The sequence below is a fragment of the Micromonospora sp. NPDC049275 genome (assembly GCF_043197115.1).
Classification (GTDB): domain Bacteria; phylum Actinomycetota; class Actinomycetes; order Mycobacteriales; family Micromonosporaceae; genus Micromonospora.
In genome coordinates this window covers 360245-386143 of the sequence record NZ_JBICSN010000001.1, presented here as the reverse complement: position 1 = coordinate 386143, position 25899 = coordinate 360245, and the positions used below count along the sequence as shown (strand labels likewise).

Here is a 25899-nt window from a genome sequence, read left to right as displayed (position 1 = left end):
GTCGGCACGACAGCAGGGCCGCTTCTGGGGAGGAGACAGCCGTGAGCACGGTGGTGTTCCGCCGACTCCCGCGCCAGCCGGGGCCGGCCTTGCCGCGCGGCGAGGTGGTGCTGGAGTCCCCGCCCGAGCTACCCGAGCCGACGCCCCGCGGGATGGGGCAACTGCTCATGATCCTGCCGATGGTCTGCGGCGTCGGCGCGATGGCGTTCCTCTACGCCGGCCGGGGCGGCGGCATGATGACGTACGTCGCCGGTGGGCTGTTCGGGGTGTCGATGCTCGGCATGGCCATCGGTTCGCTCAGCAACGGCGGCAACGACAAGGCCGAGCTGAACGCCGACCGCCGCGACTACATGCGCTACCTGGCGCAGATGCGCAAGCGCACCCGGCGGGCGGCGGCCCAGCAGCGGGACGCGATGAACTGGCGGCACCCCGAGCCCGACGCGCTGTGGTCGATCGCCGCGTCCCGCCGGCTGTGGGAGCGGCGGATCACCGAACCCGACTTCGGTGAGACCCGGATCGCGCTCGGCCCGCAGCGGCTGGCCGTGGAGATCGTTCCCCCGGAGACCAAGCCGGTGGAGGACCTGGAGCCGATGAGCGCCATCGCGCTGCGTCGGTTCGTGCGTGCACACACCACCGTGCCCGACCTGCCGACCGCGCTGTCGGTGCGCGCCTTCAGCCGGGTGGTGCTGCGCGGCGACCGGGAGCCGGTGCTCGACCTGACCCGGGCGGCCCTGGGCCAGCTGACGACCTTCCACGCCCCGGACGACCTGGTCGTCGCCGTTGTCGCCGCGCCCGACCGGCAGTCGACCTGGAACTGGGTGAAGTGGCTACCCCACGCCCACCACGCCGGTCGGACGGATGCCGCAGGCGCGCGCCGGCTGGTCTTCGCCAGCCTGGCCGAGGCCGAGGAGTCTCTCGCCGCCGACCTGGCCGGGCGACCCCGGTTCGCCCCCGAGGCCAAGGCGCTGACCACCGCGCCACACCTGGTCGTGGTGGTCGACGGGGGCGAGATCTCCCCGACCTGTCAGCTGGTGGGCCAGGGCCTGCTCGGCGTCACCCTGATCGACCTCTCCGGGACGGTGCCGCGCGACGCCGGCCGGTGGCTGCTCTGCCTGGACGTGGGCGACGGCAGCACCCTCGACCTGATCCGGGGCAGCTCGTCGTCGCGGCTCGGGCGGCCCGACCGGCTCACCGCCGAGGCCGCCGAGGGCCTGGCCCGGCAGATCGCGCCGTACCGCCTGTCGCAGCAGCAGGCCAGCAACGAGGAGCCGCTGGCCCGCAGCACGGAGCTGCCCGACCTGCTCGGCGTCGGCGATGCCGCCGCCGTGGACGTGCACCAGACCTGGCGGCCGCGCGGTCACCGGGACCGGCTGCGCATCCCGCTCGGCGTCGGCCCGGACGGCAACGTCGTCGAACTGGACTTCAAGGAGTCGGCGCACGAGGGAATGGGCCCGCACGGTCTGGTCATCGGCGCGACCGGCTCCGGCAAGAGCGAACTGCTCCGTACGGTGGTGGCCGCGCTGGCGGTGACCCACTCGTCGGAGGAGCTGAACTTCGTCCTGGTGGACTTCAAGGGCGGGGCGACGTTCGCCTCGCTGGACGCGCTGCCGCACACCAGCGCGGTGATCACGAACCTGGCTGACGAGCTGCCGTTGGTCGACCGTATGCGTGACGCGCTGGCCGGTGAGATGGTGCGCCGGCAGGAGCTGCTGCGCGCGGCGGGCAACTACGTGTCCCGTTTCGAGTACGAGAAGGCCCGGGCGGCCGGTGAGCCGTTGGCGCCGATGCCGAGCCTGTTGATCATCTGTGACGAGTTCAGCGAGTTGCTGGCCGCGAAGCCGGACTTCATCGACCTTTTCGTGATGATCGGCCGGCTGGGCCGGTCCCTCGGTGTCCACCTGCTGCTGGCCTCGCAGCGCCTCGAGGAGGGCAAGCTGCGCGGCCTGGACACCCACCTGTCGTACCGGATCGGTCTGCGGACCTTCTCGGCAGTGGAGAGCCGGATCGTGCTCGGCGTGCCGGACGCGTACGAGCTGCCGAACGCTCCCGGGCACGGCTACCTGAAGACGGACACCAGCACGATGCTGCGCTTCCGGGCCGCGTACGTCTCGGGGCCGTACCGGGCGCCCGGCCAGCAGGTCACCGCGTCACAGGCCCTGGTGCAGCGCCGGATCGTGCCGTACGGCGTCGACTTCATCCCGGCGCAGGCCCCGCAGGTGGCGGTGGACGCCGTGCCGGAGCCGGAGCAGCCGGCCGACGGCAAGGCCGTCGCGATGCTGGACGTCCTGATCGATCAGCTCAAGGGTCGGGGCCGCCCCGCGCACCAGGTGTGGCTGCCGCCGCTGGCGGACCCGCCGGGCCTGGGCGAGCTGCTCGGGCCGCTGGCCGTCGACCCGACCTACGGGCTCTGCACGGCGTCCTGGGCGGGCCGGGGTCGCCTCACGGTGCCGGTCGGCGTCGTGGACCGCCCGTACGAGCAGCGCCGTGACCCGATGATGGTCGAGCTGGCCGGCGCGGGCGGCAACGTGGTCATCGTCGGCAGCTCGCTCAGCGGCAAGAGCACCATGCTGCGGTCGTTGCTGGCCTCGCTGGCGCTCACCCACACGCCGCGCGAGGTGCAGTTCTTCTGTCTGGACTTCGGCGGTGGCGCGCTGCGCAGCCTGGAGCGCCTGCCGCACATGGCCGGAGTGGCCGGCCGGCGCGACGTCGAGGCGGTGCGCCGCACGGTGGCCGAGGTCGTCGCCGTACTGGACGAGCGGGAGACGCGTTTCGCCCAGTACGGCATCGATTCGGTGGCGAGCTACCGCCGTCGCCGGGCCGCCGGTGAGTTCGCCGACGACCCGTTCGGCGACGTGTTCCTGGTGGTCGACGGCTGGAACACGCTGCGCCAGGACTACGAGGAGCTGGAGCAGACGATCACGACGCTCGCCAACCGGGGTCTCGGCTTCGGGGTGCACGTGGTGCTCACGGCGGTGCGCTGGGCGGAAATCCGGATCAACATGCGCGATCTGCTCGGCACCAAGCTGGAGTTGCGCCTGGGCGACGCGGCGGAGTCCGAGATCGACAGGCGCTCGGCGATGAACGTGCCGGAGAAGTCACCCGGTCGCGGCCTGACCCGGGACAAGCTGCACTTCCTGACCGCCATCTCGCGGATCGACGGTCGGCGCGACATCGAGGATCTGAGCGAGGCGTCGGTGGCGCTGGCCGGGCACGTGGCGGCGAACTGGCCGGGGCGTCCGGCGCCGAAGGTGCGGCTGCTGCCGCGCCGGCTGCCGGTGTCCGAGCTGGCCCGCATCATCGACCGGTCGGCGCCCGGTCTGCCGATCGGCGTCAACGAGTCGGCGCTCGCGCCGGTCTACCTGGACCTGGCCAACGAGCCGCACCTGACGGTGTTCGGCGACGCCGAGTGCGGCAAGACCAACCTGCTGCGGCTGATCGCCCGGGGCATCACCGAGCGGTACACGCCGGCCCAGGCGCGGCTGGTGATCGCCGACTACCGGCGGGGGCTGCTGGGCGCGGTGGAGGGCGATCACCTGCTCGACTACGCGCCGTCCAACCAGGCGTTCGCGCAGGGGCTCGGCTCGATCCGCAGCGCGCTGTCCAACCGGTTGCCCGGTCCGGACGTGACCACCGCCCAACTGCGGGACCGCAGCTGGTGGAAGGGCCCGGACCTGTACATCCTGGTGGACGACTACGACCTGGTGGCGTCCGGTGGCAGCAACCCGCTGAGTGCCCTGCACGAGCTGCTGCCGCAGGCCCGGGACATCGGTCTGCACCTGATCGTCACGCGTCGGGTCGGCGGGGTGTCCCGGGCGCTCTACGAGCCGGTGCTGCAACGGCTACGCGAACTGGACTCCCCCGGCCTGCTGATGTCCGGCAACCGGGAGGAGGGCGCGGTCTTCGGCACGCTGCGTCCGAGCCCGCAGCCACCCGGTCGGGGCACGCTCGTCCGTCGGCGCGACGGTCAGCAGTTGATCCAGACCGCCTGGTCCGAGCCGGCCTGACCGAGCGTTCGGGGCCGGCTCGTGGGGTGGGACCGTCCGGTGTCGACGGTGGCGACGCCGCGATCCCGGACCCGTTCGGGTCGGAATCCCGTCCGAACGGGTGGCACAAACGACGCGATTCACCGCCATCCATCGATCGTGGCCGGTCAGGGCTGCGATGGCTGGACAGATTCCGCTACGGTCTCAGGTGGAGTGTCCGTCGGTGGGGTGTTGCTGCCTTGCCGCGGGGGAGGGGCGCGGCAAAGCCGCCGCCACACAACATGACGGAAGGGTGTGAAGCATGGCGTTCGAGGTCGAAGCTGCGACTCTCCATACCGCCGCGAGTGACGTGCGGTCCACGCGTAGCGAGGTCGACGGCGAGCTGAAGAAGCTGTGGAACGTAGTCGACGACCTGGCCATGGCGTGGAAGGGTCAGGCATCCACGGGCTTCCAGTCGCTGATGCAGCGCTGGAGCGAAGACACCGGCAACCTGCTGACCGCGATGGACAGCATCGCGGACCTGCTCGACAAGTCGGGTACGACGCACCAGGTCAACGACGAAGAGCAGCAGCAGATGCTGGACAAGTTCCACTCTGCTCTCAACCCGTGATCCGTAGCCAGCAGAGGAGGAAGTCGTGACGATCAAGGTTGACTACGCGGTCCTCGAGAGCAGCAACCAGCAGATGCAGGCGATCTCGAAGACCATCGACGAGAAGCTGGACACGCTGCGGTCGATGCTGTCCAAGCTCGAGTGGGAGGGCGAGGACCGCACCGCCTACGAGCAGCACCAGGCGAAGTGGGACTCGTCAGTTCGGGACATCAACAAGATCCTGAACGAGATCGGTGGTGCCGTCGGCATCGCCCGCGAGAACTACGTCTCCACCGAGATGAGCAACTCCAAGGTGTGGGGCTGAGACAATCACCGATGCGGCTCCGGTCCGGCTCGACCGGGCCGGAGCCGCATTGTGTTGGCGTCGGCACAGGTGCTGGGAGAGCGATGCGTACGGGGAAGCCTTTCCGATCGACACGGGCCGCGGCCGCGGCCGCGCTGGCGTTGTGCGCCGCGCTGACCCCCGCGGTGACTGTCGCGCCGCCGCCGGCTCAGGCCGCTGACACCGTCCGTGGCCTCCAGTGGTACCTGGACTACCTCAAGGTCCCCGCCGCCCACAAGATCACCAAGGGCGCGGGTGTCGTGGTCGCCGTCATCGACAGCGGTGTGGATGCCAACCATCCCGACCTGCGCGGCCAGGTGCTGGCGGGGCACGGCACCAGCGCCGCGGCCGCCGTGGACGGCAGGCGTGACGACGACAAGGTGAAGGGGCACGGCACCTGGATGGCCGGCATCATCGCCGGGCGCGGCGGTGGCGCGATGCACGAGCTGGGCATCGCGCCGGGCGCGAAGATCCTTCCGGTCTCGATGGGTGCCACGTTCAACGACCAGGATGTGCTCCTGGGTGTCCGGTGGGCGGCGGACAACGGGGCCGACGTCATCAACCTGTCCGTCGGCGGTGGCATCAGGACGGCTCCCCCAGATCTGGTGGACGCCATCAACTATGCCTTGAGCAAGAACGTCGTGGTGGTGGCCTCCGCCGGCAACATTGAACAGGGTGATCGACAGGTCACCTCGCCCGCCAACATCCCCGGCGTCATCGCCGTTTCCGGGTTCGACAAGCGGGGTCGCTTCTTCGCCGGCTCGGTGCAGGGCCCCGAGACGGTGATCGCCGGCCCGATGGAGAACATCATCGGTCCGGCGCCCAAAGGACTGTCACCGAACGGCTACTCGGTGAGCAGCGGGACCAGTATGTCTGCCGCGATCATCTCCGGGGTGGTGGCGCTGATCCGTTCCGAGTACCCGAAGCTCGACGCGGTCAACGTCATCAACCGGCTGATCAAGACCGCTCGCGACGCCGGGCCGTCCGGCCGTGACCCACAGTTCGGCTTCGGCACTGTCGACCTGATGGCCGCGCTGACCCGGTCCGTGCCCCCCGTGACGGCGAACCCGCTGACGGAGGGCGCGGCTGCTAGCCCGACCCGCCCCGGCGGTGCCGCCGCGCGGCCCGGCGACGACGACGGTCCCGCCGTTGAATTCGGAGTGACGAACAAGACCGGCGCGATCGTCCAGGTGGTGCTCTGTCTGGGCGTGCCGATCGTCGCGCTGATGGTCCTGCTGGTGGTGCTGCGACGCCGCAAGCGGCGCCCACCGCCACCCGGCGGCCCGTATCCCGGCGCGCCGCCACCCGGCTGGCCCGCCACCCAGCCGACACCGGCCGGGTACGGCCCGCCGCCGGGCCAGGCTGCGCCCGGATACCCGCCGCCCGGCTACCCCGCGCAGGGCAATCCGCAGGCGCCTACCGCTCCGCCGCCACCGCCGGGAGCGTCCGGCTGGCCTGGCTCGGCCCAGGTGGCACCGCCGCCCGGCCCGCACCAGCAACAACAGTGAGCGCAGACCACCAGTCAGGGTTTCGGGGAGGGGACCGATGACGGACGACAGGACCGGCCAGCCGGCACGGTACGAGAACGACGACCTCTACATCCCGGTGCCGGTGGGCGGGTTCCCGACGTCGGGTCTGGCCATCACCGGCCTGGATATCGACAACGTCAACCACGCCGAGACGCCGAAGGGTCTGGTCACCGCGCCCGGCGAGGCCGGCGTCAAGACCGAGTGGGACGCGACAAGCCTGGACTCGGCCATCACCTGGCTGGAGACCCACGCCGCGTACCTGAACAAGCTCTCCTACGACATGGTCGACATCCAGGACCTGATGGGTGGCGCGGCCAGCGGCGTGGCCGGCGGAGCGGGCGGGCAGCCGAGCCCGCTCGGCGGGTTCGACTGGGCGGCCCGGTTGGCCGCCAAGCACCAGGGGCTCTACCAGGGCACCGAGTCCGGTGTCCGGAAGCTCTCGCAGAACCTGTACGACGCGGCGGAGGCGCTGCGCCAGGTCAAGCAGAACTACGAGACGGCGGAGGAGCAGAACAGGATGTCCGCCGCCGACATGCAGCGTGTCTTCGGTGACGTGGCCGGCAACGGCGACGGTCGCTAGGACGGGGGAGGACGGCAGATGGGCCTGAGCTGGGAAGAGATGTGTCAGAAGGTCGTCATCGATGGCCGGCCGGGTGACGTGACAAGCGCCGCCCTCGGCTGGGAACAGCTGATCAAGAATCTCAACAACGTCAAGCAGAGCCTCGACACCAACATCAAGGACCTGGGCACGACCTGGAAGGGCCCCGCGTACGAGGCGTTCAAGGGTCACGTCGCGCAGATCTCCAAGGACACCGGGCAGATCGTGGCGGACGCGGAGAAGGGCACCGGCATCGTCCAGTCGCTCAAGACCGCCGCCGACAAGCTCACCGCGGCCCAGCGCGACTTCCCGATCCCGGCGACCTGCGTCAACGACGTCCTGGAGGCGCGCAACGCCAAGCTGACCCTCGGGGTCGGCTTCTTCGAGGCGAAGGTCTCGCCGGACTTCCTGGGCTGGTTCGACCCGGTGACGGCGATCGCCGACTGGATCAACGACCAGTCCGAGGACGCCGCGAGGGTCTTCCAACAGGTGAGCGGCGACTACCAGGCCATCGCGCCTGGCACCCCGGGGGAAGTCGGCCCCAAGACCACACAGGCCCCGACAAGGCAGACCCCCGACCTGGACACCGGCGGTGGCGGTGGGGGCGGCGGCGGTGGAGTGCCGAAGCTCGGTGGCGGCCCGTCCGCCGGCGACCTGGGCGCCACGCCCTCGATCGGCGCCACCGCCATGCCGGACACCGGCAATCTGCCCAGCGGCTCCGGCGCCCACCCGGATCTCTCCGGCGGTTACGACTCCGGCACGGGCAACTACCCGGGCACCGGTGGCGTCCCGGGCGTCGGCGGCGCGGGCGACGAGTTCAGCAGCGGCCTCGCGGGTGCGGGCGGCGGTTCGCCGGGCCTCGGCTCCGGCCTCGGAGGCGGTGGGCTGGGCTCCGGTGGCCTGGGCTCGTCCGGTGGGCTCGGCAGTGGCGGCGGCGTGGGCAGCGCCGGGGCACTCGCGGGTGGCGGCGCGCTCGGTCGGGCGGTCTCCCCGGGCATGGGCCCGATGATGGGTGGCGGCGCGGCGGGTGCCGGTCGCGGCGGTGGCCGGGGCGCCGGTGGTCGACTCGGCGGCGGCAAGCTGGGCGGCGGCATGGCACCCGGCATGGGGGGTGGCGCCGCCGGTGGCGGCGGTGCCGGTCGGGGCGGTGCCGGGCGTGGCGCGGCGGGCGCCGGTGGCCGGGGTGCGGGTGCTCGGGGCGCCGGTGGTGTGGCCGGGGCGGGCAACGGCGCCGGCTACGGCGAGGAGGACACCGCCCGCAACACCTGGCTGGAGGAGGACGAGGACGTGTGGGGCGCGGACGGCGGTGGCACCTCCGGCATCCTGCGCTGAGCTTTTCGCGCCACGGCGCTGCTGCGGTTGACCGCAGCAGCGCCGTGCCGCGTTCCATCGCCGTGCCGCCCGGGGCGGTGCCCGCTCAGCCGTTGACCGGTTCGTCGGTACGGCGGCCGGGGCGCCAGCCGCGTCGGCGGCCGCGCGCCATGATCGGTCGCGCGATGAGCAGCAGTACGGCGAGCAGCCCACCGATGGCGGCGGCCCAGATCGCGACGGTGCGTTGCCAGCTCAGCGGGTCGGCCCCGGCGGTGGGTGCGGCAAGCCTGGCGACCGGCTGGTTGGTGCGGGTGCCCAGCAGGCTCGACACCGCCCGGTACGGGTTGACCACGCCGTAGCCGACCTCGGCGTTGCGCCCCTGCGGCGGGTTGTCCGCCGTCCGTTCCAACCGGTCGGCGACCTGCTCCGGGGTGAGATCCGGGTAGGCGGCCCGAACCAGCGCGGCCACCCCCGAGACGTACGCGGCGGCGAAGCTGGTGCCGCCGGTCGGCTCGGCGCGGTAGCCGGAGCCACCCGGCGCCGGGCCGATGATGTTCAGTCCCGGAGCGGCGACGTCGACGAAGGTGCCGCTGACCGAGGTGCCGACGTGCCCGCCCTGCTCGTCCACGCCCCCGACGGCGATCACCCCCGGGTACGCGGCCGGGTAGGCCGGCCTGTCCTCCTGGGTCTCCTGTCGGTTGCCCGCCGCGGCGACAAGCACCACCCGCTTGGCGAGGGCGCGTTCGACGGCCTCTGCCAGATCGCTTCGCGGCAGGGTCACCAGGGACAGGTTGATCACGTCGGCGCCGTTGTCGACCGCCCAGTCGATGGCTGCGGCGATCTGCCCCGGCAGCGCCTCGTCGTTGGTGCCCTTGGCATCCGGCAGGACCCGGATCGGCAGGATGCGCGCCGCCGGGGCGACACCGCTGAACGGCACCCCGGTGCCCTCCTTGCCGGCGATGATGCCGGCGACCATCGTGCCGTGACCAGCGAGGTCACACTGCCCCTGTTTGGCCGGCAAGTTGTTGAAGTCGCGCCCCTCGAGCACCTGACCCTTCAGGGCCGGGTGGATGGCCGAGACCCCCGAGTCGATGACCGCAACCGTCACCCCGGCGCCCCGGGAGAGTGGCCACGCCGCGGCCGGATCCACCCGGCGCAGTGCCCACGGCATCTGCACCAGGCCGTCCTCGCCGGCCGGGCCGCAGGTGGGTGCTGCCGCGACCGCCGGGGACGAGGGGACCACCAGGGCAGCGCCGAGTAGAGCCGCCAGGGTTCCACTGAGGACGGCTCGGACGGCACGGCGGGACGGCTCGGTCGCGCTCGGCGGCAGGCATTCGCGCACCCGCAGAGATTACCGCTGCGCCGCGTCGGGCAGCGGCCCGCCGACGCCGTTCCGGCGGGGACGCCGCCGCCCGAAGTCGGCGCCGCTCGGAGCCAGGCGCGACGATGCCGGGCGCGGCGGGGTAACGGGGACGCCGGAAGGGGTCGGCGTGCGCCGATGGCGTTCAGTGTCGGCGCGAGGTCGCGGTCAGGGTTGGGACGTCACGTCGTCGGCGGGTGCGTCGGCGAAGAGCGCGAGCAGCGCACCCACCTGGCGGTCGGCCTCGGCGGGGTGCCGGAACCGGCCGGCGGGGTTCAGGGTGTACTCGTTGCGGCGCCCCACGCGGGTGCGGTGCAGGTAACCGCCGGCCTCCAGGTCGGCGACTATGGCCTGGGCGGCCCGCTCGGTGACGCCCACCTCGGCCGCCACGTCGCGCAGCCGCGCGGTGGGGTCGCGGGCGATGGCCAGCAGCACATGCCCATGGTTGGTCAGGAACGTCCAGTTCCGGCCGCCTCCGGCCGTCGCCGCGCTCGCCATCGTGGCGCCGCCTCTCCGGTTGTCCGCCCCACCCTATGCCGCCGGCGTGTCGGGCCAGATGCCGACGGGCCGGCCCGGTCCCTGCGGCCGGAGATCGGTTCGGGTTCTACGTATGAAATCTAAATCACGCATACCTTGACGCCTCTTGCGGTGCGTGTGACCGTGGAGCCCGGGCCTGCGCCCACCGCCGGCCCGGCTGAAAACCCTGTTGAGCAGGTCAAACGCGTGGAGACGAGGTGCGGGAATGAGCCGTTCCGGTACGCCTGGCGAGCAGCCCGGCCCGCAGCGGGTCGGCGATCGAGCGGCGACGTCGACCGAGCCGGCCCGTGCCTACGCAGAGCTGGCCGCCGGCAATCGCCGCTTCGTCAGTGGAGCGCCGCGCCACCCCAACCAGGACGCCGGGCACCGGGCCGCCGTGGCCGACGGGCAGCACCCGTTCGCGGTGATCGTGGGCTGCTCCGACTCCCGGTTGGCCGCCGAGATCATCTTTGACCGGGGGCTGGGCGACCTCTTCGTGGTCCGTACGGCCGGGCACACCGCCGGCCCGGAGGTGCTGGGCAGCGTGGAGTACGCGGTCACCGTGCTCGGCACCCCGCTGGTGGTGGTGCTCGGCCACGACTCGTGCGGCGCCGTGCAGGCTGCCCGCGAGGCGTCCGCCACCGGCATCGCGCCCCCGGGGCACCTTCCCGCGGTGGTCGACGCCGTACTGCCCAGCCTGCGGCGCGCAACAGCCGAGGGCGTGACCGATATCGACGGCATCGTCGACATCCACATCGCCCAAACCGTCGAAACGCTGCTCGGGCAGTCGCCCGTGCTGGCGGCCGAGGTGGCGCAGGGACGGTTGGCGGTGGTGGGGATGTCGTACCGGCTCGCCGCCGGTGTGGTGCGCCCGGTGACCCCCGTACCGTCGGGTGCCGCGACTGTCGACGCACCCGGCGCCGCGGACGCCCCGGCAGCTACCGCCGCCTGACAGGGCGAGGGCCGCCCCGCGGGGTGCGGGACGGCCCTCGGACTCCTGAGCGGTGGGTCAGAGCAGCGACATGTGCACGTGGTCGGTGTGGTTCGACGGCCCGCTGTACGACTTCCAGCCGGTCGCCGGGAACCAGATCTGCCGGTTCCAGATCACGTAGTAGATGCCGAGGCGGTCGGCGTTGCGGATGAGGAACGCGGCGACGTTGTTGCCGTACATGCGGGTGTCGTTGTTGTGCCACGGGCTGAAGCCGCTCTTCTGCAACGACCAGTCACAGGCGCGGCCCTTCGGGTGCTCGTACGGGCCACCGTTGCGGTGGCAGCCGACGAACCGGTTGAACCCGGCCCGTTTGACCTCCTTGTACGCGTGCAGGGTGCGCGGCGTGACACAGCCGGAGGTGGTGGGGTCCTCCTCGCTGCACGACTGCGGCTTCCAGTCACCGTCGGCGGTGCGACCCGGACCGATCCGGGCGACCGGCGAGGTGGCGTCCACCAGGCCGCCTGTGAAACCCTGCCCGCCGACGAGCGCGAGCGACTTCTCCGCGTCGCGCTTGTCCTTCGCCATGAGGGCGGTCTGCTTCTGCTGCTCGCGGACCTCCGCGTCGAGGGCCAGCTTGGCCTTCTCGGCGCGGGCCTTGACCGCGTTGACCTCGGCGAGCTTCTTCTCGTTGACCATGTTCATCTCGTCGAGCGCCGCGGCCCGTTGGACGAACGAGTCCGGGGCGTCGCTCTCGAGCAGCATCGCGATCGCGCCGACGCGCCCGGTCCGGTACGACTGGGCGGCGATCTGCGCGACCTGCGGCGCCAGCGCGGCCAGGTCGGCCTTGGCCCGCTCGACCTCCAGCGAACGCTCGAGCTGCCGCTTCTTGGACTGGTCCAGCTTGGACTTGGCCGCCACGTAGTCCCGGTTGGTCTGCTCGATCACGTCGTCGAGCAGCTTGGGCTCGTCGTCCTGCTCGTGCCCGGACGGTGTGGGGGTCGTCGGGGCGGCGTGGGCCGGGAGGGGCCCGGCGAACACGGTCAGCGCGGCGAGCACGGCCACCACGGGTGTCAACCAGCGGCGTAGGGGTGCCGTCACAATGTTCCCTTCCGTCGACCGCCGACCGGGTTAGCTGACGGGTTCGGGGCGGAAGTGGCCCCTACCGCTGGCGCGGATTCACCCCACGTGCCTGGGTCCCCGGCTCGCCGGTTGGCGATTGGGCGGTGGCACCGCAGGCGCCGCTGCGCGCCTTCATCGGTGACCGGCAGCGAGGTTACCCGAGACTCCACCGCCTGAGCTACGTCCCGATACCCACTAAAAGTGTCATTTCGCCATGGCGTTGAGTGACCAGTGACGCGGTTCTCAGGGCGGATGCCCGATCCGGTCACGCTGAGGAGTGTCACCATGCCGTATCCGTGCTCCTGTTCGGCTCTGGCCACCGGGCGGTGGCGGCGGATGGGGGTGGACGCCGCTCCGGATCGGGCCCGTCGGGCCGAGCCGCTGGCGGGGAGCTGGGGCCGGCCGGTGCCTCCGTCCGGTCCGCACGGGGGCGCGGCGTCAGGGCGTCGGCGTCCGCGCCCCGCACCGGCGTCGACCCGGCCGCGGTCACCACCGCGGCCAGCCCGGTGGTGAGGGGTACGGCGGCGCGACATGCCCGGGCCGGGCGGGTCGAGCGGAACTGCTGTGGTCGGAACCCAATGCGAGACTCCCAACGATCCGGTGCGGGGTACGTGCCGACGGGCCGGGCGGTTCACCTCCGCCGGACGAACACGGTGACGAGCGCATCGGATGGCTGGCTGACGAACGGGCGGTCACGCACAGTGACCGACGGGCCCGGCTGGTACGTGCCGGCGCCGCTGCCTGGCGGTGCCGGCGCCCGGCTGTGTGGCGGGGACCGGTGGGCCATCGTGGGAAATGGTAGTCACGGCGGGAGCCCGGCCGGTCCGCCGGCTCAGCCGCGCTTCATGAGTCGGCCTACGGCCGCCATCATCTCGGTGGCCATCTCGTCGGCCCGGCCCTCGGCCGCTCCCTCGTGCATGCAGTGCCGGGCGTGCCCGTCGAGCAGGCCCAGGGCCACCTTGTCGAGCGCGGCCTGGATCGCGGAGATCTGGGTGAGCACGTCGATGCAGTAGCGGTCGTCGTCGACCATCTTCTCGATGCCTCGGACCTGGCCCTCCACGCGGCGGAGCCGCGCGAGCAGCTGGTCCTTGCTGGCGGTGTACCCGCGGATCGGGGTGGGAGCGCTCATGACGACGAGAATAGCGTACCCCTGGGGGGTATGGTAACGTCGCTTCCTGCTGGATACCCCCACCGGGTACCGGTACGTGAACGGACACCGGTCTGACTCGGCCTTACCCCTGGGGGGTATAGGCTGGCAGACGATGAAGGGAGAGATTCGATGGTCGACACGACGTACCAGGTGCGGGGCATGACCTGCGGGCACTGCGTCAGCGCCGTCAGCGCCGAGGTGGGCGCCATTGCCGGCGTGCGCGACGTGCAGGTGGATCTCGCCACCGGCCGGGTCACCGTCACCAGTGAGCAGCCCGTGGCCACCGAGTCCGTCCGGGCCGCTGTCGACGAGGCCGGTTACGACCTCGTCGAGGCGTGAGCGGGAGGCCCGAGGTGAACACGGTGACCAGGCTGGGCGGGTTCGCCCTCGGTCTCGCGGCGGTCTTCGGCGCGGCGTACGGGATCGGCCGGGTGGTCGACCCGGCCGCCCCGGCCGCCCAGAGCGGGCACGACGGCGGCGCCGTCCACACCTCGGGCCCCACCACGCACGACGAGGTGACCGATCGGGTTCCCGGTGGCTTGCTCGTCTCCGACCGCGGTTACACACTCGTTCCGGTGGCCGCCCCGGCAGGCGAGTTCGCCTTCCGCGTCGGTGGGCCGGACGGCCGTCCGGTGACCAGGTACGACGTGGCGCACGACAGGCGGATGCACCTGATCGTCGCCCGCCGGGACCTGTCCGGTTTCCGCCACGTGCACCCCGACCTGGCTCCCGACGGCACCTGGCGGGTCGACACCCCGCTGGCCGGTCCCGGGCAGTGGCGGGCGTTCGCCGACTTCACCCCGACCGGGGGCGAGCCCCTGATCCTCGGGGTGGACGTGACGGTCCCCGGTGAGTTGACCGAACGGCCGCTGCCCGCCCCGGCGAGCAGCACCACCGTCGACGGGTACACGGTCACCCTGGCCGGCACGCCGCAGCCCGGCCGCACGTCGCCTCTCACCCTTACCGTCAGCCGGGACGGGCGGCCGGTCACCGACCTGGAGCCCTACCTGGGGGCGTACGGGCACCTGGTGGCGTTGCGCCGGGGCGATCTGGCGTACCTGCACGTCCACCCGGACGGAACGCCCGGCGACGGGCGTACCCGACCCGGTCCGCAGGTCACCTTCCTCGCCGAGGTGCCGTCGGCCGGAAGCTACCGGCTCTACCTCGACTTCCGGCACGGCGGGCGGGTGCACACCGCCGAGTTCACAGTCGTTGCCGACGCCGCCGCGACCGGCGGCCCCACCCCGGGTGGACCGTCCTCGACCGGCGGCGCCGAGCACGGCACCCCCGGCCACGGGCACAACTGACGGGACCAGACGATGACCACCACCAGCAGACCCCTGCCCGAGGCGCCGAACCGGATCGAGCTGGCCATCGGGGGAATGACGTGCGCCGCCTGCGCCGCCCGGATCGAGAAGAAGCTGAACCGGATGGACGGGGTGAGCGCCACAGTCAACTACGCCACCGAGAAGGCCACGGTCCGGTACGCCGACGGTGTCACCCCGGACGACCTGATCGACACGGTGCAGAAGACGGGCTACACGGCGGCCCTGCCGGCCCCGCCGACGACCGAGCAGCCGGCCGACCCGCTGCGGGGTCCGCGTACCCGGCTGTGGGTGTCGGTGGCGCTCAGCGTGCCGGTGGTCGTGCTGGCCATGGTGCCGCCCTGGCAGTTCGACTACTGGCAGTGGCTGTCGCTGACCCTCGCGGCTCCGGTGGTGGTCTGGGGCGGGCTGCCGTTCCACCGGGCCGCCTGGACCAACCTGCGGCACGGCGCCGCGACCATGGACACGCTGGTCTCGCTGGGCACCCTGGCCGCGTTCGGCTGGTCGCTCTGGGCGCTCTTCCTGGGCGACGCGGGGATGCCCGGGATGACGCACCCGTTCCGCTTCGACATCACGCGCACCGACGGCGCCGGCACCATCTACCTGGAAGCGGCCGCCGGGGTGACGGTGTTCATCCTGGCCGGCCGCTACTTCGAGGCCCGGTCCAAGCGGACCGCCGGGGCGGCCCTGCGCGCCCTTCTCGAACTGGGCGCCCGGGACGTGGCGGTGCTGCGCGACGGGGTGGAGACGCGGATCCCGGTGGACCGGCTCGCCGTCGGTGACCGGTTCGTGGTCCGCCCCGGCGAGAAGATCGCCACCGACGGGGTCGTCGACGAGGGCACATCAGCCGTCGACGCCAGCATGCTGACCGGTGAGTCGGTGCCGGTCGAGGTCGGGCCGGGCGACGGCGTGGTCGGTGCCACGATCAACGCGGGGGGCCGATTGGTCGTCACCGCCACCCGGGTCGGCGGCGACACGCAACTCGCCCGGATGGCCGACCTCGTCGAGCAGGCGCAGAGCGGCAAGGCCGCCGTGCAGCGGCTGGCCGACCGGATCTCCGGTGTCTTCGTGCCTATCGTCATCACCCTGGCGGTGGGCACCCTCGGCTGGTGGCTCGGCACCGGCGCCGGTCCGACCGCCGCGTTCACCGCCGCCGTGGCCGTGCTGATCATCGCCTGCCCGTGTGCCCTCGGGCTGGCCACGCCTACCGCGCTGTTGGTCGGCACGGGCCGCGGCGCCCAGCTCGGCGTGCTGATCAAGGGGCCGGAGGCGCTGGAGTCGACCCGCCGCGTCGACACCGTCGTACTGGACAAGACCGGCACCGTGACGACTGGCCGGATGACGTTGGTGGACGTCGTGCCGGCGAGCGGTGAGGTCCGCGCCGAGTTGCTTCGGCTCGCCGGGGCCGTGGAGGCCGCCTCCGAGCACCCGATCGCCCGGGCCGTCGCCACGGGTGCCGCCGAGGTCGGAGCGCTGCCCCCGGTGACGGGCTTCGCCAACCTCGAAGGGTCGGGCGTCACCGGCACCGTCGACGGGCGGGCCGTACTGGTCGGCCGGCCCCGGCTGCTGCGCGAGCGCGGTGTCGACGTACCGCCGGAGGTTGACCGGGCCGTGCGGGACGCCGAGGCCGCTGGGCGTACGGCGATCGTCGCCGGCTGGGACGGACTGGCGCGGGGTGTGCTCGCGGTCGCCGACGTGGTCCGGCCCACCAGCCGGACAGCCGTGGCTCGGCTGCGTGCGCTGGGGCTCACCCCGGTCCTGCTGACCGGGGACAATCCCACCGTGGCCCGGGCGGTCGCCGCCGAGGTGGGCATCGACGAGGTGATCGCCGAGGTGCTGCCCGCCGGGAAGGTCGACGTGATCAAGCGGCTCCAGGCCGAGGGGCGGTCGGTGGCGATGGTGGGGGACGGGGTGAACGACGCGCCGGCGCTTGCCCAGGCCGACCTGGGGTTGGCCATGGGCACCGGCACCGACGTGGCGATCGAGGCGTCCGACCTCACCCTCGTCCGGGGCGACCTGGATGCGGCGGTGGACGCCATCCGGCTGTCCCGGCGCACGCTCGGGATCATCCGGGGCAACCTGTTCTGGGCCTTCGGTTACAACGTGGCAGCCCTGCCGCTGGCCGCCGCCGGGCTGCTCAACCCGATGATCGCCGGCGCCACGATGGCGCTGTCCTCGGTCTTCGTGGTGGCCAACAGCCTGCGGCTGCGCCGGTTCCGCTCGGCAGCCGATCGCGGATTGTGACGACGGCGATGGTTGGGCCGGTGGCGGTGGGGGTACCTCTGCTGTCGTAGCGACGCTTGCAATGGAGGTTGGCAATGGGATTCGACGACAAGATCAACAACGCCACCGAGGACGCGACCGGCAAGCTGAAGGAAGGCGCCGGTCGGGCCACCGACAACGAGCAGCTCGAGGCCGAGGGTCGCGCTGACCAGTCCACGGCCAAGCTCAAGCAGGCCGGCGAGAAGATCAAGGACGCCTTCAAGAGCTGACGTACGACGTAGCAGAACGCCGGGCCGGTGAGTTTCACCGGCCCGGCGTTGCTGTCTGTCCGGGGCCGCCAACCCTGAGATCCCCCTGATTCCGCTTCCGAGCGCACCGCCACGTGCCGTTACCTGCTAACTTCTGTTGGCATGTGCAAGGGCTGGTTATGAGTGCCGCCTCACCGCCGACCGGCGACGACCTGGTCCGGATGCTGGCCACCCTGGCCAACCCGCACCGGCTGCGGGTCGTCGCCGCGCTGGCCCGTGAGCGTGCCTATGTCAGCGGGCTGGCCCGGCAACTGGGCATCAGCCGGGCGCTGTTGCAGGTCCACCTACGGAAGCTGGCGGCGGCCGGGCTGGTCACCGCTCGCCTGGAGTTGTCGGAGGACGGGAAGGCCATGAACTACTACGAGGTGGAGCCGTTCGTGCTCACACTCACCCCCGAGGTCATCGCGGCGGCGGTCCAGACGCTCACCGTGCCCGACTCGGCCGAGCAGTCCGGAGCGGACCGATGAGCGACCACGACTGGACCGAGGTGGTCGGCGCGATCGGCATCTTCGGTTTTCTGATCAGCGTGGTCACGGTAAGCGTCGTGCAGTTCGCCAAGACCCGGCGGGCCCGGTACGAGGCGGCCCGCGCGGACGACTACCGCCGGCTCGCCGAGAGGGCCGTCCAGTCCCAGGCGGAGAACGCCCGCCTGCTCGCGGCAATGGACGGCCGGCTGGGCGGGATGGAGACCCGGATGACGACCCTCGAACACGTCCTGCGCGAGGTCGACTGACCGCGCCGCAGACGGAGGCCCCGGGCCGTCGAGCGGCCACTCGACGGCCCGGGAGGGAAGCAGCATCACCTCGCCCAGTGGGCGAGTCTCACCGGTAACGCTCCTTCGAGGAGAGGACAGCACCTCATGCTGCGCGTACGCAAATCCGCAGTCGGCTGGGCGGTCGCCCTGGCCCTCACGGCCGCCGGCCTGACCCCGGCGAGCCCGGCCGCCGCCCGACCACAGCCCGCCCCGACGATCGACTGGCGGCCCTGCGCCGCCGACGCCAGCGCCGAGTGCGGCACCCTGTCGCTGCCGGTGGACTGGAACCGACCTCGGGGCGAACGCTTCGACCTGGCGCTGGCCCGCCGCGTCGCCGATCCGGCCACCCGGGAGGGTGCGCTGGTGTTCGGTCCCGGCGGGCCAGGCGACAGCGGGGTCGACCGGGTGGTGAACGGCAGCTCCCGGTTCAGCGCCAACCTGCGGGCCCGGTTCGACATCGTCAGCTTCGACCCGCGCGGCACCGGCGGCAGCAACCCGGTGGTCTGCTCCCGGGACCTGCTCGCCCGGCAACCGCAGTTGATCGCCGACCAGGCCCAGTTCGACGCGACGCTGGCCGGCAATGTGCTGTTGCGGGCCGACTGCCGGGCGCGTACCGGCCCGCTCTACGACCATGTGGACACCACAAGCGCCGCCCGTGACCTCGACGCGATCCGGGCCGCGCTCGGCGAGCGGCAGTTGACCTTCCACGGCAGCTCGTACGGCACCCTGCTCGGTGAGCGGTACGCCGAGCTGTTCCCGCAGAAGGTCCGGGCCATGGTGCTGGAGGCCGCCATGGACCACAGCCTCGGCACCCGGGCGTTCCTCGACACCCAGGCCGTCACCTCGGAGGACGCGTTCGACGAGTTCGTCGCCTGGTGTGACAGATCCACGGCGTGCGTCCTGCACGGTCAGGATTTCCGGGCGCTCTGGGAGCGGCTGCGTGCACGGGCCGAGCGCGGCGATCTGGCCGACCCGAAACGGCCCGGTGTCGTGCTGACCCCGTTCGAGCTGACCCGGCTCACCCACAAGGAGTTCTACGACACCTGGCGGTGGCCGGGACTCGCCGAGTGGCTGGGCAGCATGGACGCCCCCAGCGCCGTGCGGGCCGTCGTCCCGGCGACGGGCGACGCCGTGGCGCCGTACCCCTTCGCGGTCTTCTGCCAGGACTGGAGCCTGCCCGTCCGCGACTACCGCGAGTACGCCGGACACCTGCGCCGGATGGCCCGGCTCGCGCCGGACCTGCGATACCCGACGGCGGTGTTCGCTCTCGCGACCTGCCTGGGCACGCCGACGCCGGTTGCCAACCCGCAGCACCGCCTGCGCGTGCGCACCGACGTGCCGCTGCTGATCGCCGCCACCGTGCACGACCCGGCGAGCGGGTACAACTGGGCGACAAACGTGGCGCGGCAGTTGGGCCGGCACGGCGTGCTGCTGACCTACGAAGGTTGGGGGCACGGCAGCTACACCACGAGCCCGTGCGTGGGGCGGGCCGTCGACGCCTACCTGATCGACCGGGTGGTGCCGCCCCGAGGCACCCGCTGCCCGGCCGTCGACACCGACGTGTGACCGAGCCGCCGGTCGTCGGGTGGTCAGATCTGCCCGGCGTCCGGCGGCGGACCTACCGGGGCGCGGCCAACCGGGCGGCCCGCGCCTGGAGATAGCGCTGCTCCGGCAGGCTCGTGGTGCCGCGTGCCGCCGCCAGGTACGCCTCCCGCGCGGCACCGGGCTCCCCGGCCAGCTCCAGCAGGTGCGCCCGGACCGCCGCGAGCCGGTGGTGCCCGGCCGTGCGGCCGTCGGAGTCCAGGGCGGTGAGCAGGGCGAGCCCGGCCCGTGGCCCGTCCACCATGGCCACCGCGACCGCCTGGTTGAGCGTGACCATCGGATTCGGGGCGATCCGCGCCAGCAGCCGGTAGAGCGCCACGATCTGCGGCCAGTCCGTCGCCGCCGCCGTCGGCGCCTCGGCGTGCACCGCCGCGATCGCCGCCTGGAGCTGGTACGGGCCGGGCGGCGACCAGGTCAGCGCCTCGGTGACCAGGGCGACTCCCTCCGCGATGGCCTCGGCGTCCCACCGGGTGCGGTCCTGCTCGGTCAGCGGCACCAGCTCGCCGTCCTCGCCGACCCGGGCCGCCCGGTGCGCGTCGGTCAGCAGCATCAGCGCCAGCAGCCCGGTCACCTCACCGTCGTCGGGCAGCAGCCCGTGCAGGACGCGGGCCAGCCGGATCGCCTCGCCGGTCAGCTCGGCCCGTCGCAGGTCCGGCCCGCTGGACGCGGTGTACCCCTCGTTGAAGATCAGGTAGAGCACCCGGAGCACGGTGCGCAGCCGCTCGCCGCGCTCACCCGGCCCGGGCATCGAGAACCGGGCTCCGGCGGCCTCGATCCGCTGCTTGGCCCGCCGGATCCGCTGGCTCATCGTCGCCTCGGGCAGCAGGTGCGCCCGGGCGATCTGGGCGGTGCTGAGCCCGCCGACCGCCCGCAGGGTGAGCGCCACCTGCGCCGAGGGCGCGAGCGCCGGGTGGCAGCAGAGGAAGAGCAGCGTGAGGGTGTCGTCGGCGTCCGCCACCGCAGGCGGGGCGTCGGCCGCCGGGGCGACCTGGGTGTACGCCGGCTCGCGCAGCGCCACCGCCACCTCGCGGTCCCGGCGGGCGCTCTCGCTGCGCCACTCGTCGGTGAGCCGGCGGGTCGCCACGGTGAGCAACCAGGCGCGCGGGTTGTCCGGTACGCCCTGGCCGGGCCACTGCGTCGCGGCCGCGAGCAACGCCTCCTGGACCGCGTCCTCGCACCTGTCGAACTGGCCGTGCCGGCGGACCAGCAGGCCGAGGACCTGCGGCGCGAGCGTGCGCAGCAGGTCCTCGACCGTCCGGTCGTCGGTCACATCTCCGTCCCGGCCTGCTCCATGATCGGCCGGACCTCCATCGCGCCGCCGTAGCGCACGTCCGGCCAGCGGGCGGCGATCTCGGCGGCCCGCTGCGGGCTGTCGCAGTCGACGGTCAGGTAGCCGGCGAACTGCTCCTTGCTCTCCACGAACGGCCCGTCGACGATCTCGGTGTCGCCGCCGACGCGCCGGACCGTCTGCGTCTGCGCCGGGTCGGCCAGCGCCTGGCCGTCGACCAGCTCGCCGGTCTCGGTCAGCTCCTTCATGATGTCGTCGACCTCGCCGAACAGGGCGTTGCGGTCCTCCTCGGTCAGCTCCTCGGTGAAGCCGGGCCGGTTCCAGATCAGCAGCATGTACTTCACGGCGATGCTCCTCGCTCTGCTTGTCGCTCCCCGGTCGGGGCGCGGCTCACCGGAGGGTCGGAGCCGACACCCCGTTCCCTACCGGTACCGAAGAAAATCGCAGAAAATATTTGCCGGCGGTGGTGCCCACGCCGGGCGGATCACTGTCGGCCGGGCACCTGTCGAGGCCGCCTGCCGCCGCCGACGTCCAGCGCGGCCCGGTCGGCCGCCGAGGTGCCTGACGACCAGCCCTCGGCGTCGCGGACGCTCAGCCGGTGCCTGGTGACGCCCGGGAAGAGGGTGCCCAGCCGCTCCTGGACCGCCTCGCCGCGTGCGGCGAGCACCGGCAGCAGCCGCTCGGACCCCGCCGTCTCGACGGCCGCCTGGTCCGCTGCCTCGGTGGCCGCGCGCAGTCGTTCACCGATCCGCAGCGCGAACGCGTTGAGGAAGGACTCGTCCCACACCTTCGTCCGCCGGCCCGACCCAGGGCGGCGCTCGGTGCGCCCGCGCAGCATCGCGGCGGTGGCCTGCACCAGCAGCGAGGTGTAGAGCAGCTCCACCGCCACGAGGTCCGCCGGCCACCCCAGCACCGTGGTGAAGCCGAGATCGTCGGACCAGACCGCCTCGCACCGGTTTGCCGCCGCCACCTCCTGCACCAGCAGCGCCTTCGCACCCGCGTACGGGGTCTCGGTGCCCAGCCGCACCCCGCCCGGCAGGTCGCCGCGCTCCGCCCCGGCGGCCAGCAGCGCCTCGTCGATGCTGTGCCGGGCGATCAACTCCTGCGCCTTGCCGGTCAACGCCTCCGCCTCGGCCGGGAAGGTGGTCGACTCGGCCTTCGCGAGCAGCGCACGGACCCGGTCCAGCATCGGCGACCCGCTGCGGCCCGTACCGGCCACGCGGGGGACGGCCGCACCTGTCGAGCCGGGCGGTGGGCGGAGCACCGCGATCGGCGGCAGGCTCTCCACAAGCGCGAGTACGTCGACCGCCGCGCGCAGCGCGTCGACCCGGTCCAACCCCTCCGCGGCGGCCCAGGCGGCAAGCAGGTCGCGGCCGTCGTCCCGGCCCTCGGCGGTCAGCCCGCGTAGCTGGTCGTCCCACCAGTCGGGGACCGGCCCGGCCTGCTCGCGTCTCTGGGCGGCCAGCGCGTCCCGGACCAGCCGGGCGGCCCTGGCATCGAGCCGCCGCCCGGTGATCCGGTGTACGTCGACGGGCTGCCAGCCGCGCGGCCAGAGCTGCCCGAGAGCACGGACCAGCCGACGCCGCAGGGCCGCGTCCACAGCCGTGGCGGCGTCCGCCGCGCCGGTGCCGACCATCAGCCGGTCCAACTGCCGTTCGGCCCGTCGTACGTCGGTGCCGCGCACCGCCGCGAGCGCGTCGGCGACGAGTTCGTCCGCGTCCGGCACAGGCACCTCCTCGATGGTTGCCCTCTCAGGCTCCATGATCATGCCGGTGGTCGTGCGGAAGTCGCGAAACGGGGACCGTGGCGGTGCCTCACCGGCAGTGGCTTCGGCGGGCATGGATCGTTGAGTCCGGGGTAGTGCGGCAGTGATTCGGGCGAATGCGAGGTGTGTGATGGTCGGTTCCAGCCTGCCCAGTGCACGTACCGTCGACGCCCGTTCCTCCATCCTCGCGGGCGTCCTGATCGGTGTCGCGATCATGGCCGCCGTGGACGAGATCGTCTTCCACCAGTTGCTGGCCTGGCACCACTTCTACGACCGGTCCACGCCGTCGGTGGCGCTGCTCTCGGACGGGCTGCTGCACGCCGCCGAGGTGATCGCCCTGGTCGGCGGGTTCTTCTGGTTCGCCGATGTGCGCCGACGGCTGGCCCTGTCGCCCCGGCTGGCCTGGGGTGGCGTCCTGCTCGGCGCGGGAGGGTTCCAGCTCTTCGACGGGCTGGTCGACCACAAGGTGCTCCGGGTGCACCAGATCCGCTACGGCGTCCACCTGGTGCCGTACGACGTGGTCTGGAACGTGGCCGGCGCGGTCCTGCTGCTGGCCGGCGCGGCGCTCATCTGGTGGACGCGGTCCCGCTGGCCGGGTGACGGCTCCCGGTGACGGCAGTCGCTCCGGGCCCACCGGCGGTGCCACCCGGCGGGCCCCCGGCGGACGGATCGGGCTGGTCGGTGCTGCCGCCCCTGGCACACGGGGGCCACGCGGCTGTCGGGCCGGGTTGGTTGCCGCTGCTCCCGGTCGCGGTGCTGGCCGTCGGCTACCTGCTGGCCGCCGTACGCGACAGGCGCGGCTGGGACCATCGGCGTACCGTCGCCTGGCTGGCCGGGTGCGCGGTGCTGGCGGTCGCGCTCGGGCCCGTGACCGACGTCGCGGGCGATCCGCGCTGGCACATGGCGCAGCACCTGCTGCTCGGCATGCTGGCCCCGCTGGGGCTGGTCCTCGGCGCGCCGGTGACGCTGCTGCTGCACGTCGCGCCAGCACCGACGCGTCGGCGGGTCGGCCGGCTGCTGCGCGCCCGCTGCCTGCACCTGATCGCCCACCCGGTCACCGCCGCGCTGCTGAGCACCGGCGGGTTGGCGCTGGTGCTGCTCACCCCGCTGTACGCGGCGGCGGAACGCCAGCCGGCCCTGCACCACGCCGTGCACCTGCACTACCTGGCAGCGGGCTACCTGTTCGCCTGGTCGCTGGCCGGGCCGGACCCGGCGCCCCGCCGCCCCGGGCTGGCCGTACGGGTCGGCGCGCTGCTCGCGGCGTCGGCGGGCCACGCCGTGCTCGCCAAGCACCTCTACGCGCGGGCCGGCACCCTGCCCCCGGGGCTGACCGACCCGGACGCGGCGGCGTTCCGCTCGGCCGCCCAGCTCATGTACTACGGAGGCGACGTGGCAGAGCTGCTGCTGGCGGTGGCCCTCTTCGCGACCTGGTACCACCGCCGGCGGTCACCTCGCGCGATCAGCGGGCTCGCGTCACGACAGCGCCCTGTCGTGACGCGAACCTCGTGATCAGCTCTGCGCGGGCGGGGCGGCCAGGACGGCGGTGAGCCGCCGGAGGAACGCGCGGATGTCGTCCTCGCTGTGGTGCGTCTCGGCCTGGTCGTTCAGGGGGCCCGAGTAGAGCAGCGCCTGGTCCAACGCCTCCCGCGTCTCGGCCCGGCCACCCGGGTAGAGCCCGGCGGCCACCCCGTCGGCGACCCGGGTCACCACCGTATCGTCGAGCGTCCTGTCGAACTGGACCCCGTAGAGGATCCCGTTGACGTGGCCCTTCCAACTGTCCGTACCCATGCTCGTCGACTCCCCTAGAAGATCCGGCCGCCATCCCAGCCCAGAATCGGAACCCCGTTGACGCCGTTGCGTTTGAACTCGGCGTCGAGATTGGCCATGTGGCTCGGGTCGGGCTGGTAATGACCGCTGCGCGCCGTGGCGTACTGGACCCTACCGTCCTTGACGACCAGCTCGCCGGCCGCGGCGACCGGGTTCCCGTTACCCAGAGTGGAGTGGTGGAAGTCGCCGACCCGCTGGTAGTTGGACGCGTAGAGGTTGCCGTTGCGGTCCATCACGAAGATCGCCTGATCGTTTCCGCTGAACACGGTCTGCGCGCTCGACGAGTCGAACGGCTCGCCGTTGCGCGCGCTGCGCAGTACGCCGTCGCCATCGAAGAAGACCCGGTGCTGTTCGAGCTCCTCGGGACTGAGCCGGCGCACGGCCGTCGGGAAGTGGCCCCCGGGCAGATGCTCGTTGCGGTACTTGTCGAGCATCGCCTTCGTGTTGGGGTAGCGCGGCGTGGTGTGCGGGCCGGGCACGCGGGGCCGCTTCGGGCCGCCCTTCGCCCCCTTGCGGGCGAAACGGCGCAGCAGCGTCTTCGCGCGCTTCAACAACTGCGGAATGATCTCCTTGACGACCCGCTCGATGACCTCCTTGATGACCCGCTGGATCGCCATCCGGGCCAGGCCGATCGAGACGGGGATCTGCGCGAGCGAGGCGCCGAAGCTGGGTGCCGCCGCCGCCAGCGCGATCGCCACCTGGATCACCAGGATCGTCAACTGGACGATCACGATGATCTTCTGCGTAAGGGTGATGATGGCCATCACCAGCAACGCCATGCCGATCAGTTCGGCGGCCTGCGCGCCGTCCTCGATGCGGCGCGGCGCACCCTCCTCGCCCTGCCACGCCTGCTCGAACGCCCGGACGTCATCGCCGTTGTTGGTCGTGCTGACCTGCGCCGCGCCCGACTGCGCCTCCCCGGCCGCCGTCCGCAGCCGGCCGGCGAACGCGAACCACATCTGGGACGCCTCGAACAGCAACTCCTCGTCGGCGGTAGGCCAGGTGAAGCCGACCCATCCCAGCGCCTCGGCGAGCTCAGGAGGAAGCTGCATACCCACTGGGCAGCTCCATCCTCGTGAAGAGTTCCGCGTTGGCGAGGTCGGTCGCCTCGTGCGCGTCGGCGCTGAGGTCGAGGTTCTCGGCGGCCTCCAACAACTGGTCGGCCATCGACCGGTACACGTCGAGCGCATGTGTCAGGACCTCGACGTACACGGCCCCGAAGAGGGAGCCCGCCTCGTCGGCGCCCCAGGGATTACCCGCCCCGTTCACAGTCGACTCGAGGCCGCTGACCGCCTCGCCGAGCTGCTGGCCGGTTGTCGCGATCGACGACGCAGCGGAGTGCAGGGCGTCGACGTCCACCTCGATCCCGTCGGACACG

The 25899-nt window shown here is 72.6% G+C and carries 26 protein-coding genes and 1 riboswitch; of the genes, 16 read left to right on the top strand and 10 right to left on the bottom strand.

The genetic code is table 11. The annotated features are described in order from the left end of the window. The first annotated feature begins 41 nt into the window (after positions 1–41). From eccCa to ACGFIE_RS01805, 6 genes are all read left to right on the top strand, one after another. Positions 42–4004 carry a type VII secretion protein EccCa gene (gene eccCa, locus ACGFIE_RS01830; RefSeq protein ID WP_393290025.1) on the top strand — a complete coding sequence of 1321 codons (3963 nt, stop codon included), beginning with the start codon at positions 42–44 and terminating at the stop codon, positions 4002–4004. Positions 4005–4284: 280 nt separating this feature from the next. Further along, complete coding sequence (locus ACGFIE_RS01825) at positions 4285–4593, top strand: WXG100 family type VII secretion target (RefSeq protein ID WP_363684829.1); 309 nt, start codon at positions 4285–4287, stop codon at positions 4591–4593. Between the two features lie 25 nt (positions 4594–4618). Beyond that, on the top strand, positions 4619–4897 hold the full coding sequence (locus ACGFIE_RS01820; protein ID WP_393290022.1) for a WXG100 family type VII secretion target: 279 nt from the start codon (positions 4619–4621) through the stop codon (positions 4895–4897). 83 nt (positions 4898–4980) lie between these two features. Next, a complete protein-coding gene (locus tag ACGFIE_RS01815) occupies positions 4981–6423 on the top strand; it encodes a S8 family serine peptidase (RefSeq protein ID WP_393290019.1) in 1443 nt (480 codons plus the stop codon). Positions 6424–6460: 37 nt separating this feature from the next. Further along, positions 6461–7024: a hypothetical protein gene (locus ACGFIE_RS01810; RefSeq protein WP_393290018.1), complete on the top strand. Its 564-nt coding sequence runs from the start codon at positions 6461–6463 to the stop codon at positions 7022–7024. An 18-nt stretch (positions 7025–7042) separates the two neighbouring features. After that, the gene (locus tag ACGFIE_RS01805) at positions 7043–8374 is read left to right on the top strand and encodes a WXG100 family type VII secretion target (RefSeq protein ID WP_393290016.1); all 1332 of its coding nucleotides are present in this window, start codon (positions 7043–7045) and stop codon (positions 8372–8374) included. An 85-nt stretch (positions 8375–8459) separates the two neighbouring features. Here ACGFIE_RS01805 and mycP read toward each other — a convergent pair whose 3' ends face one another. Both mycP and ACGFIE_RS01795 read right to left on the bottom strand, forming a co-directional pair. Beyond that, complete coding sequence (mycP, locus tag ACGFIE_RS01800) at positions 8460–9695, bottom strand: type VII secretion-associated serine protease mycosin (protein WP_393290014.1); 1236 nt, start codon at positions 9693–9695, stop codon at positions 8460–8462. A gap of 186 nt (positions 9696–9881) precedes the next feature. Beyond that, complete coding sequence (locus tag ACGFIE_RS01795; protein ID WP_393290012.1) at positions 9882–10211, bottom strand: helix-turn-helix transcriptional regulator; 330 nt, start codon at positions 10209–10211, stop codon at positions 9882–9884. Positions 10212–10455: 244 nt separating this feature from the next. Here ACGFIE_RS01795 and ACGFIE_RS01790 point away from each other — a divergent pair, with 244 nt between their 5' ends. Next, entirely contained in the window at positions 10456–11181 is a 726-nt protein-coding gene (locus ACGFIE_RS01790; RefSeq protein WP_393290010.1) for a carbonic anhydrase, read from the top strand. Positions 11182–11238: 57 nt separating this feature from the next. On the opposite strand, the gene ACGFIE_RS01785 is transcribed toward ACGFIE_RS01790, so the two are convergent. Continuing rightward, the gene (locus tag ACGFIE_RS01785) at positions 11239–12258 is read right to left on the bottom strand and encodes a coiled-coil domain-containing protein (RefSeq protein WP_393290008.1); all 1020 of its coding nucleotides are present in this window, start codon (positions 12256–12258) and stop codon (positions 11239–11241) included. Between the two features lie 4 nt (positions 12259–12262). Further along, a riboswitch (cyclic di-AMP (ydaO/yuaA leader) is annotated at positions 12263–12393 on the bottom strand. Positions 12394–13111: 718 nt separating this feature from the next. After that, on the bottom strand, positions 13112–13408 hold the full coding sequence (locus ACGFIE_RS01780) for a metal-sensitive transcriptional regulator (protein ID WP_355027247.1): 297 nt from the start codon (positions 13406–13408) through the stop codon (positions 13112–13114). Between the two features lie 150 nt (positions 13409–13558). Between ACGFIE_RS01780 and ACGFIE_RS01775 the strand changes: the two genes are divergently transcribed. From ACGFIE_RS01775 to ACGFIE_RS01745, 7 genes are all read left to right on the top strand, one after another. Continuing rightward, positions 13559–13768 carry a heavy-metal-associated domain-containing protein gene (locus ACGFIE_RS01775; protein ID WP_007454941.1) on the top strand — a complete coding sequence of 70 codons (210 nt, stop codon included), beginning with the start codon at positions 13559–13561 and terminating at the stop codon, positions 13766–13768. 14 nt (positions 13769–13782) lie between these two features. Continuing rightward, on the top strand, positions 13783–14736 hold the full coding sequence (locus ACGFIE_RS01770; protein ID WP_393290005.1) for a hypothetical protein: 954 nt from the start codon (positions 13783–13785) through the stop codon (positions 14734–14736). Positions 14737–14748: 12 nt separating this feature from the next. Further along, positions 14749–16998 (top strand): heavy metal translocating P-type ATPase, encoded by a 2250-nt coding sequence (locus tag ACGFIE_RS01765; protein WP_393290003.1) that lies wholly within the window; start codon positions 14749–14751, stop codon positions 16996–16998. 74 nt (positions 16999–17072) lie between these two features. Next, the gene (locus tag ACGFIE_RS01760; protein ID WP_036410891.1) at positions 17073–17246 is read left to right on the top strand and encodes a CsbD family protein; all 174 of its coding nucleotides are present in this window, start codon (positions 17073–17075) and stop codon (positions 17244–17246) included. 158 nt (positions 17247–17404) lie between these two features. Continuing rightward, positions 17405–17752: a helix-turn-helix domain-containing protein gene (locus tag ACGFIE_RS01755; protein WP_363684849.1), complete on the top strand. Its 348-nt coding sequence runs from the start codon at positions 17405–17407 to the stop codon at positions 17750–17752. Further along, entirely contained in the window at positions 17749–18018 is a 270-nt protein-coding gene (locus tag ACGFIE_RS01750) for a hypothetical protein (protein WP_393290000.1), read from the top strand. The genes ACGFIE_RS01755 and ACGFIE_RS01750 overlap by 4 nt, the downstream gene beginning before the upstream one ends. A gap of 126 nt (positions 18019–18144) precedes the next feature. Then, on the top strand, positions 18145–19605 hold the full coding sequence (locus tag ACGFIE_RS01745) for an alpha/beta hydrolase (protein WP_393289998.1): 1461 nt from the start codon (positions 18145–18147) through the stop codon (positions 19603–19605). A 52-nt stretch (positions 19606–19657) separates the two neighbouring features. On the opposite strand, the gene ACGFIE_RS01740 is transcribed toward ACGFIE_RS01745, so the two are convergent. From ACGFIE_RS01740 to ACGFIE_RS01730, 3 genes are all read right to left on the bottom strand, one after another. Further along, entirely contained in the window at positions 19658–20911 is a 1254-nt protein-coding gene (locus tag ACGFIE_RS01740; RefSeq protein WP_393289995.1) for an RNA polymerase sigma factor, read from the bottom strand. Then, the gene (locus ACGFIE_RS01735; RefSeq protein ID WP_393291235.1) at positions 20908–21264 is read right to left on the bottom strand and encodes a YciI family protein; all 357 of its coding nucleotides are present in this window, start codon (positions 21262–21264) and stop codon (positions 20908–20910) included. The genes ACGFIE_RS01740 and ACGFIE_RS01735 overlap by 4 nt, the downstream gene beginning before the upstream one ends. A gap of 149 nt (positions 21265–21413) precedes the next feature. Then, a complete protein-coding gene (locus ACGFIE_RS01730; RefSeq protein WP_393289992.1) occupies positions 21414–22697 on the bottom strand; it encodes a DUF2786 domain-containing protein in 1284 nt (427 codons plus the stop codon). Positions 22698–22824: 127 nt separating this feature from the next. Here ACGFIE_RS01730 and ACGFIE_RS01725 point away from each other — a divergent pair, with 127 nt between their 5' ends. Beyond that, on the top strand, positions 22825–23307 hold the full coding sequence (locus tag ACGFIE_RS01725; RefSeq protein WP_393289990.1) for a DUF2243 domain-containing protein: 483 nt from the start codon (positions 22825–22827) through the stop codon (positions 23305–23307). Continuing rightward, entirely contained in the window at positions 23304–24203 is a 900-nt protein-coding gene (locus ACGFIE_RS01720) for a cytochrome c oxidase assembly protein (protein WP_393289987.1), read from the top strand. Before ACGFIE_RS01725 ends, ACGFIE_RS01720 begins: the two co-directional genes overlap by 4 nt. Here the strand turns inward: ACGFIE_RS01720 and ACGFIE_RS01715 are convergent, their stop codons facing one another. From ACGFIE_RS01715 to ACGFIE_RS01705, 3 genes are read right to left on the bottom strand one after another with little or no spacing between them, the layout of a single operon-like run. After that, entirely contained in the window at positions 24204–24482 is a 279-nt protein-coding gene (locus tag ACGFIE_RS01715) for a hypothetical protein (RefSeq protein ID WP_393289985.1), read from the bottom strand. Positions 24483–24496: 14 nt separating this feature from the next. Then, positions 24497–25573: a hypothetical protein gene (locus ACGFIE_RS01710; RefSeq protein ID WP_393289982.1), complete on the bottom strand. Its 1077-nt coding sequence runs from the start codon at positions 25571–25573 to the stop codon at positions 24497–24499. Next, positions 25557–25898, bottom strand: a complete 342-nt coding sequence (locus ACGFIE_RS01705; RefSeq protein ID WP_393289981.1) for a WXG100 family type VII secretion target — start codon at positions 25896–25898, stop codon at positions 25557–25559. The genes ACGFIE_RS01710 and ACGFIE_RS01705 overlap by 17 nt, the downstream gene beginning before the upstream one ends. Position 25899: the final 1 nt, after the last annotated feature.

Coding starts and splice junctions, on each gene's coding strand:
- ACGFIE_RS01735 (WP_393291235.1), bottom strand. CDS start 21,264: ATGCTGCTGATCTGGAACCGGCCCGGCTTCACCGAGGAGCTGACCGAG.
- ACGFIE_RS01795 (WP_393290012.1), bottom strand. CDS start 10,211: ATGGCGAGCGCGGCGACGGCCGGAGGCGGCCGGAACTGGACGTTCCTG.
- ACGFIE_RS01760 (WP_036410891.1), top strand. CDS start 17,073: ATGGGATTCGACGACAAGATCAACAACGCCACCGAGGACGCGACCGGC.
- ACGFIE_RS01710 (WP_393289982.1), bottom strand. CDS start 25,573: ATGCAGCTTCCTCCTGAGCTCGCCGAGGCGCTGGGATGGGTCGGCTTC.
- ACGFIE_RS01715 (WP_393289985.1), bottom strand. CDS start 24,482: ATGGGTACGGACAGTTGGAAGGGCCACGTCAACGGGATCCTCTACGGG.
- ACGFIE_RS01750 (WP_393290000.1), top strand. CDS start 17,749: ATGAGCGACCACGACTGGACCGAGGTGGTCGGCGCGATCGGCATCTTC.
- ACGFIE_RS01825 (WP_363684829.1), top strand. CDS start 4,285: ATGGCGTTCGAGGTCGAAGCTGCGACTCTCCATACCGCCGCGAGTGAC.
- ACGFIE_RS01745 (WP_393289998.1), top strand. CDS start 18,145: ATGCTGCGCGTACGCAAATCCGCAGTCGGCTGGGCGGTCGCCCTGGCC.
- ACGFIE_RS01725 (WP_393289990.1), top strand. CDS start 22,825: ATGGTCGGTTCCAGCCTGCCCAGTGCACGTACCGTCGACGCCCGTTCC.
- ACGFIE_RS01765 (WP_393290003.1), top strand. CDS start 14,749: ATGACCACCACCAGCAGACCCCTGCCCGAGGCGCCGAACCGGATCGAG.
- ACGFIE_RS01805 (WP_393290016.1), top strand. CDS start 7,043: ATGGGCCTGAGCTGGGAAGAGATGTGTCAGAAGGTCGTCATCGATGGC.
- ACGFIE_RS01780 (WP_355027247.1), bottom strand. CDS start 13,408: ATGAGCGCTCCCACCCCGATCCGCGGGTACACCGCCAGCAAGGACCAG.
- ACGFIE_RS01790 (WP_393290010.1), top strand. CDS start 10,456: ATGAGCCGTTCCGGTACGCCTGGCGAGCAGCCCGGCCCGCAGCGGGTC.
- ACGFIE_RS01775 (WP_007454941.1), top strand. CDS start 13,559: ATGGTCGACACGACGTACCAGGTGCGGGGCATGACCTGCGGGCACTGC.
- ACGFIE_RS01815 (WP_393290019.1), top strand. CDS start 4,981: ATGCGTACGGGGAAGCCTTTCCGATCGACACGGGCCGCGGCCGCGGCC.
- ACGFIE_RS01810 (WP_393290018.1), top strand. CDS start 6,461: ATGACGGACGACAGGACCGGCCAGCCGGCACGGTACGAGAACGACGAC.
- ACGFIE_RS01730 (WP_393289992.1), bottom strand. CDS start 22,697: ATGATCATGGAGCCTGAGAGGGCAACCATCGAGGAGGTGCCTGTGCCG.
- ACGFIE_RS01755 (WP_363684849.1), top strand. CDS start 17,405: ATGAGTGCCGCCTCACCGCCGACCGGCGACGACCTGGTCCGGATGCTG.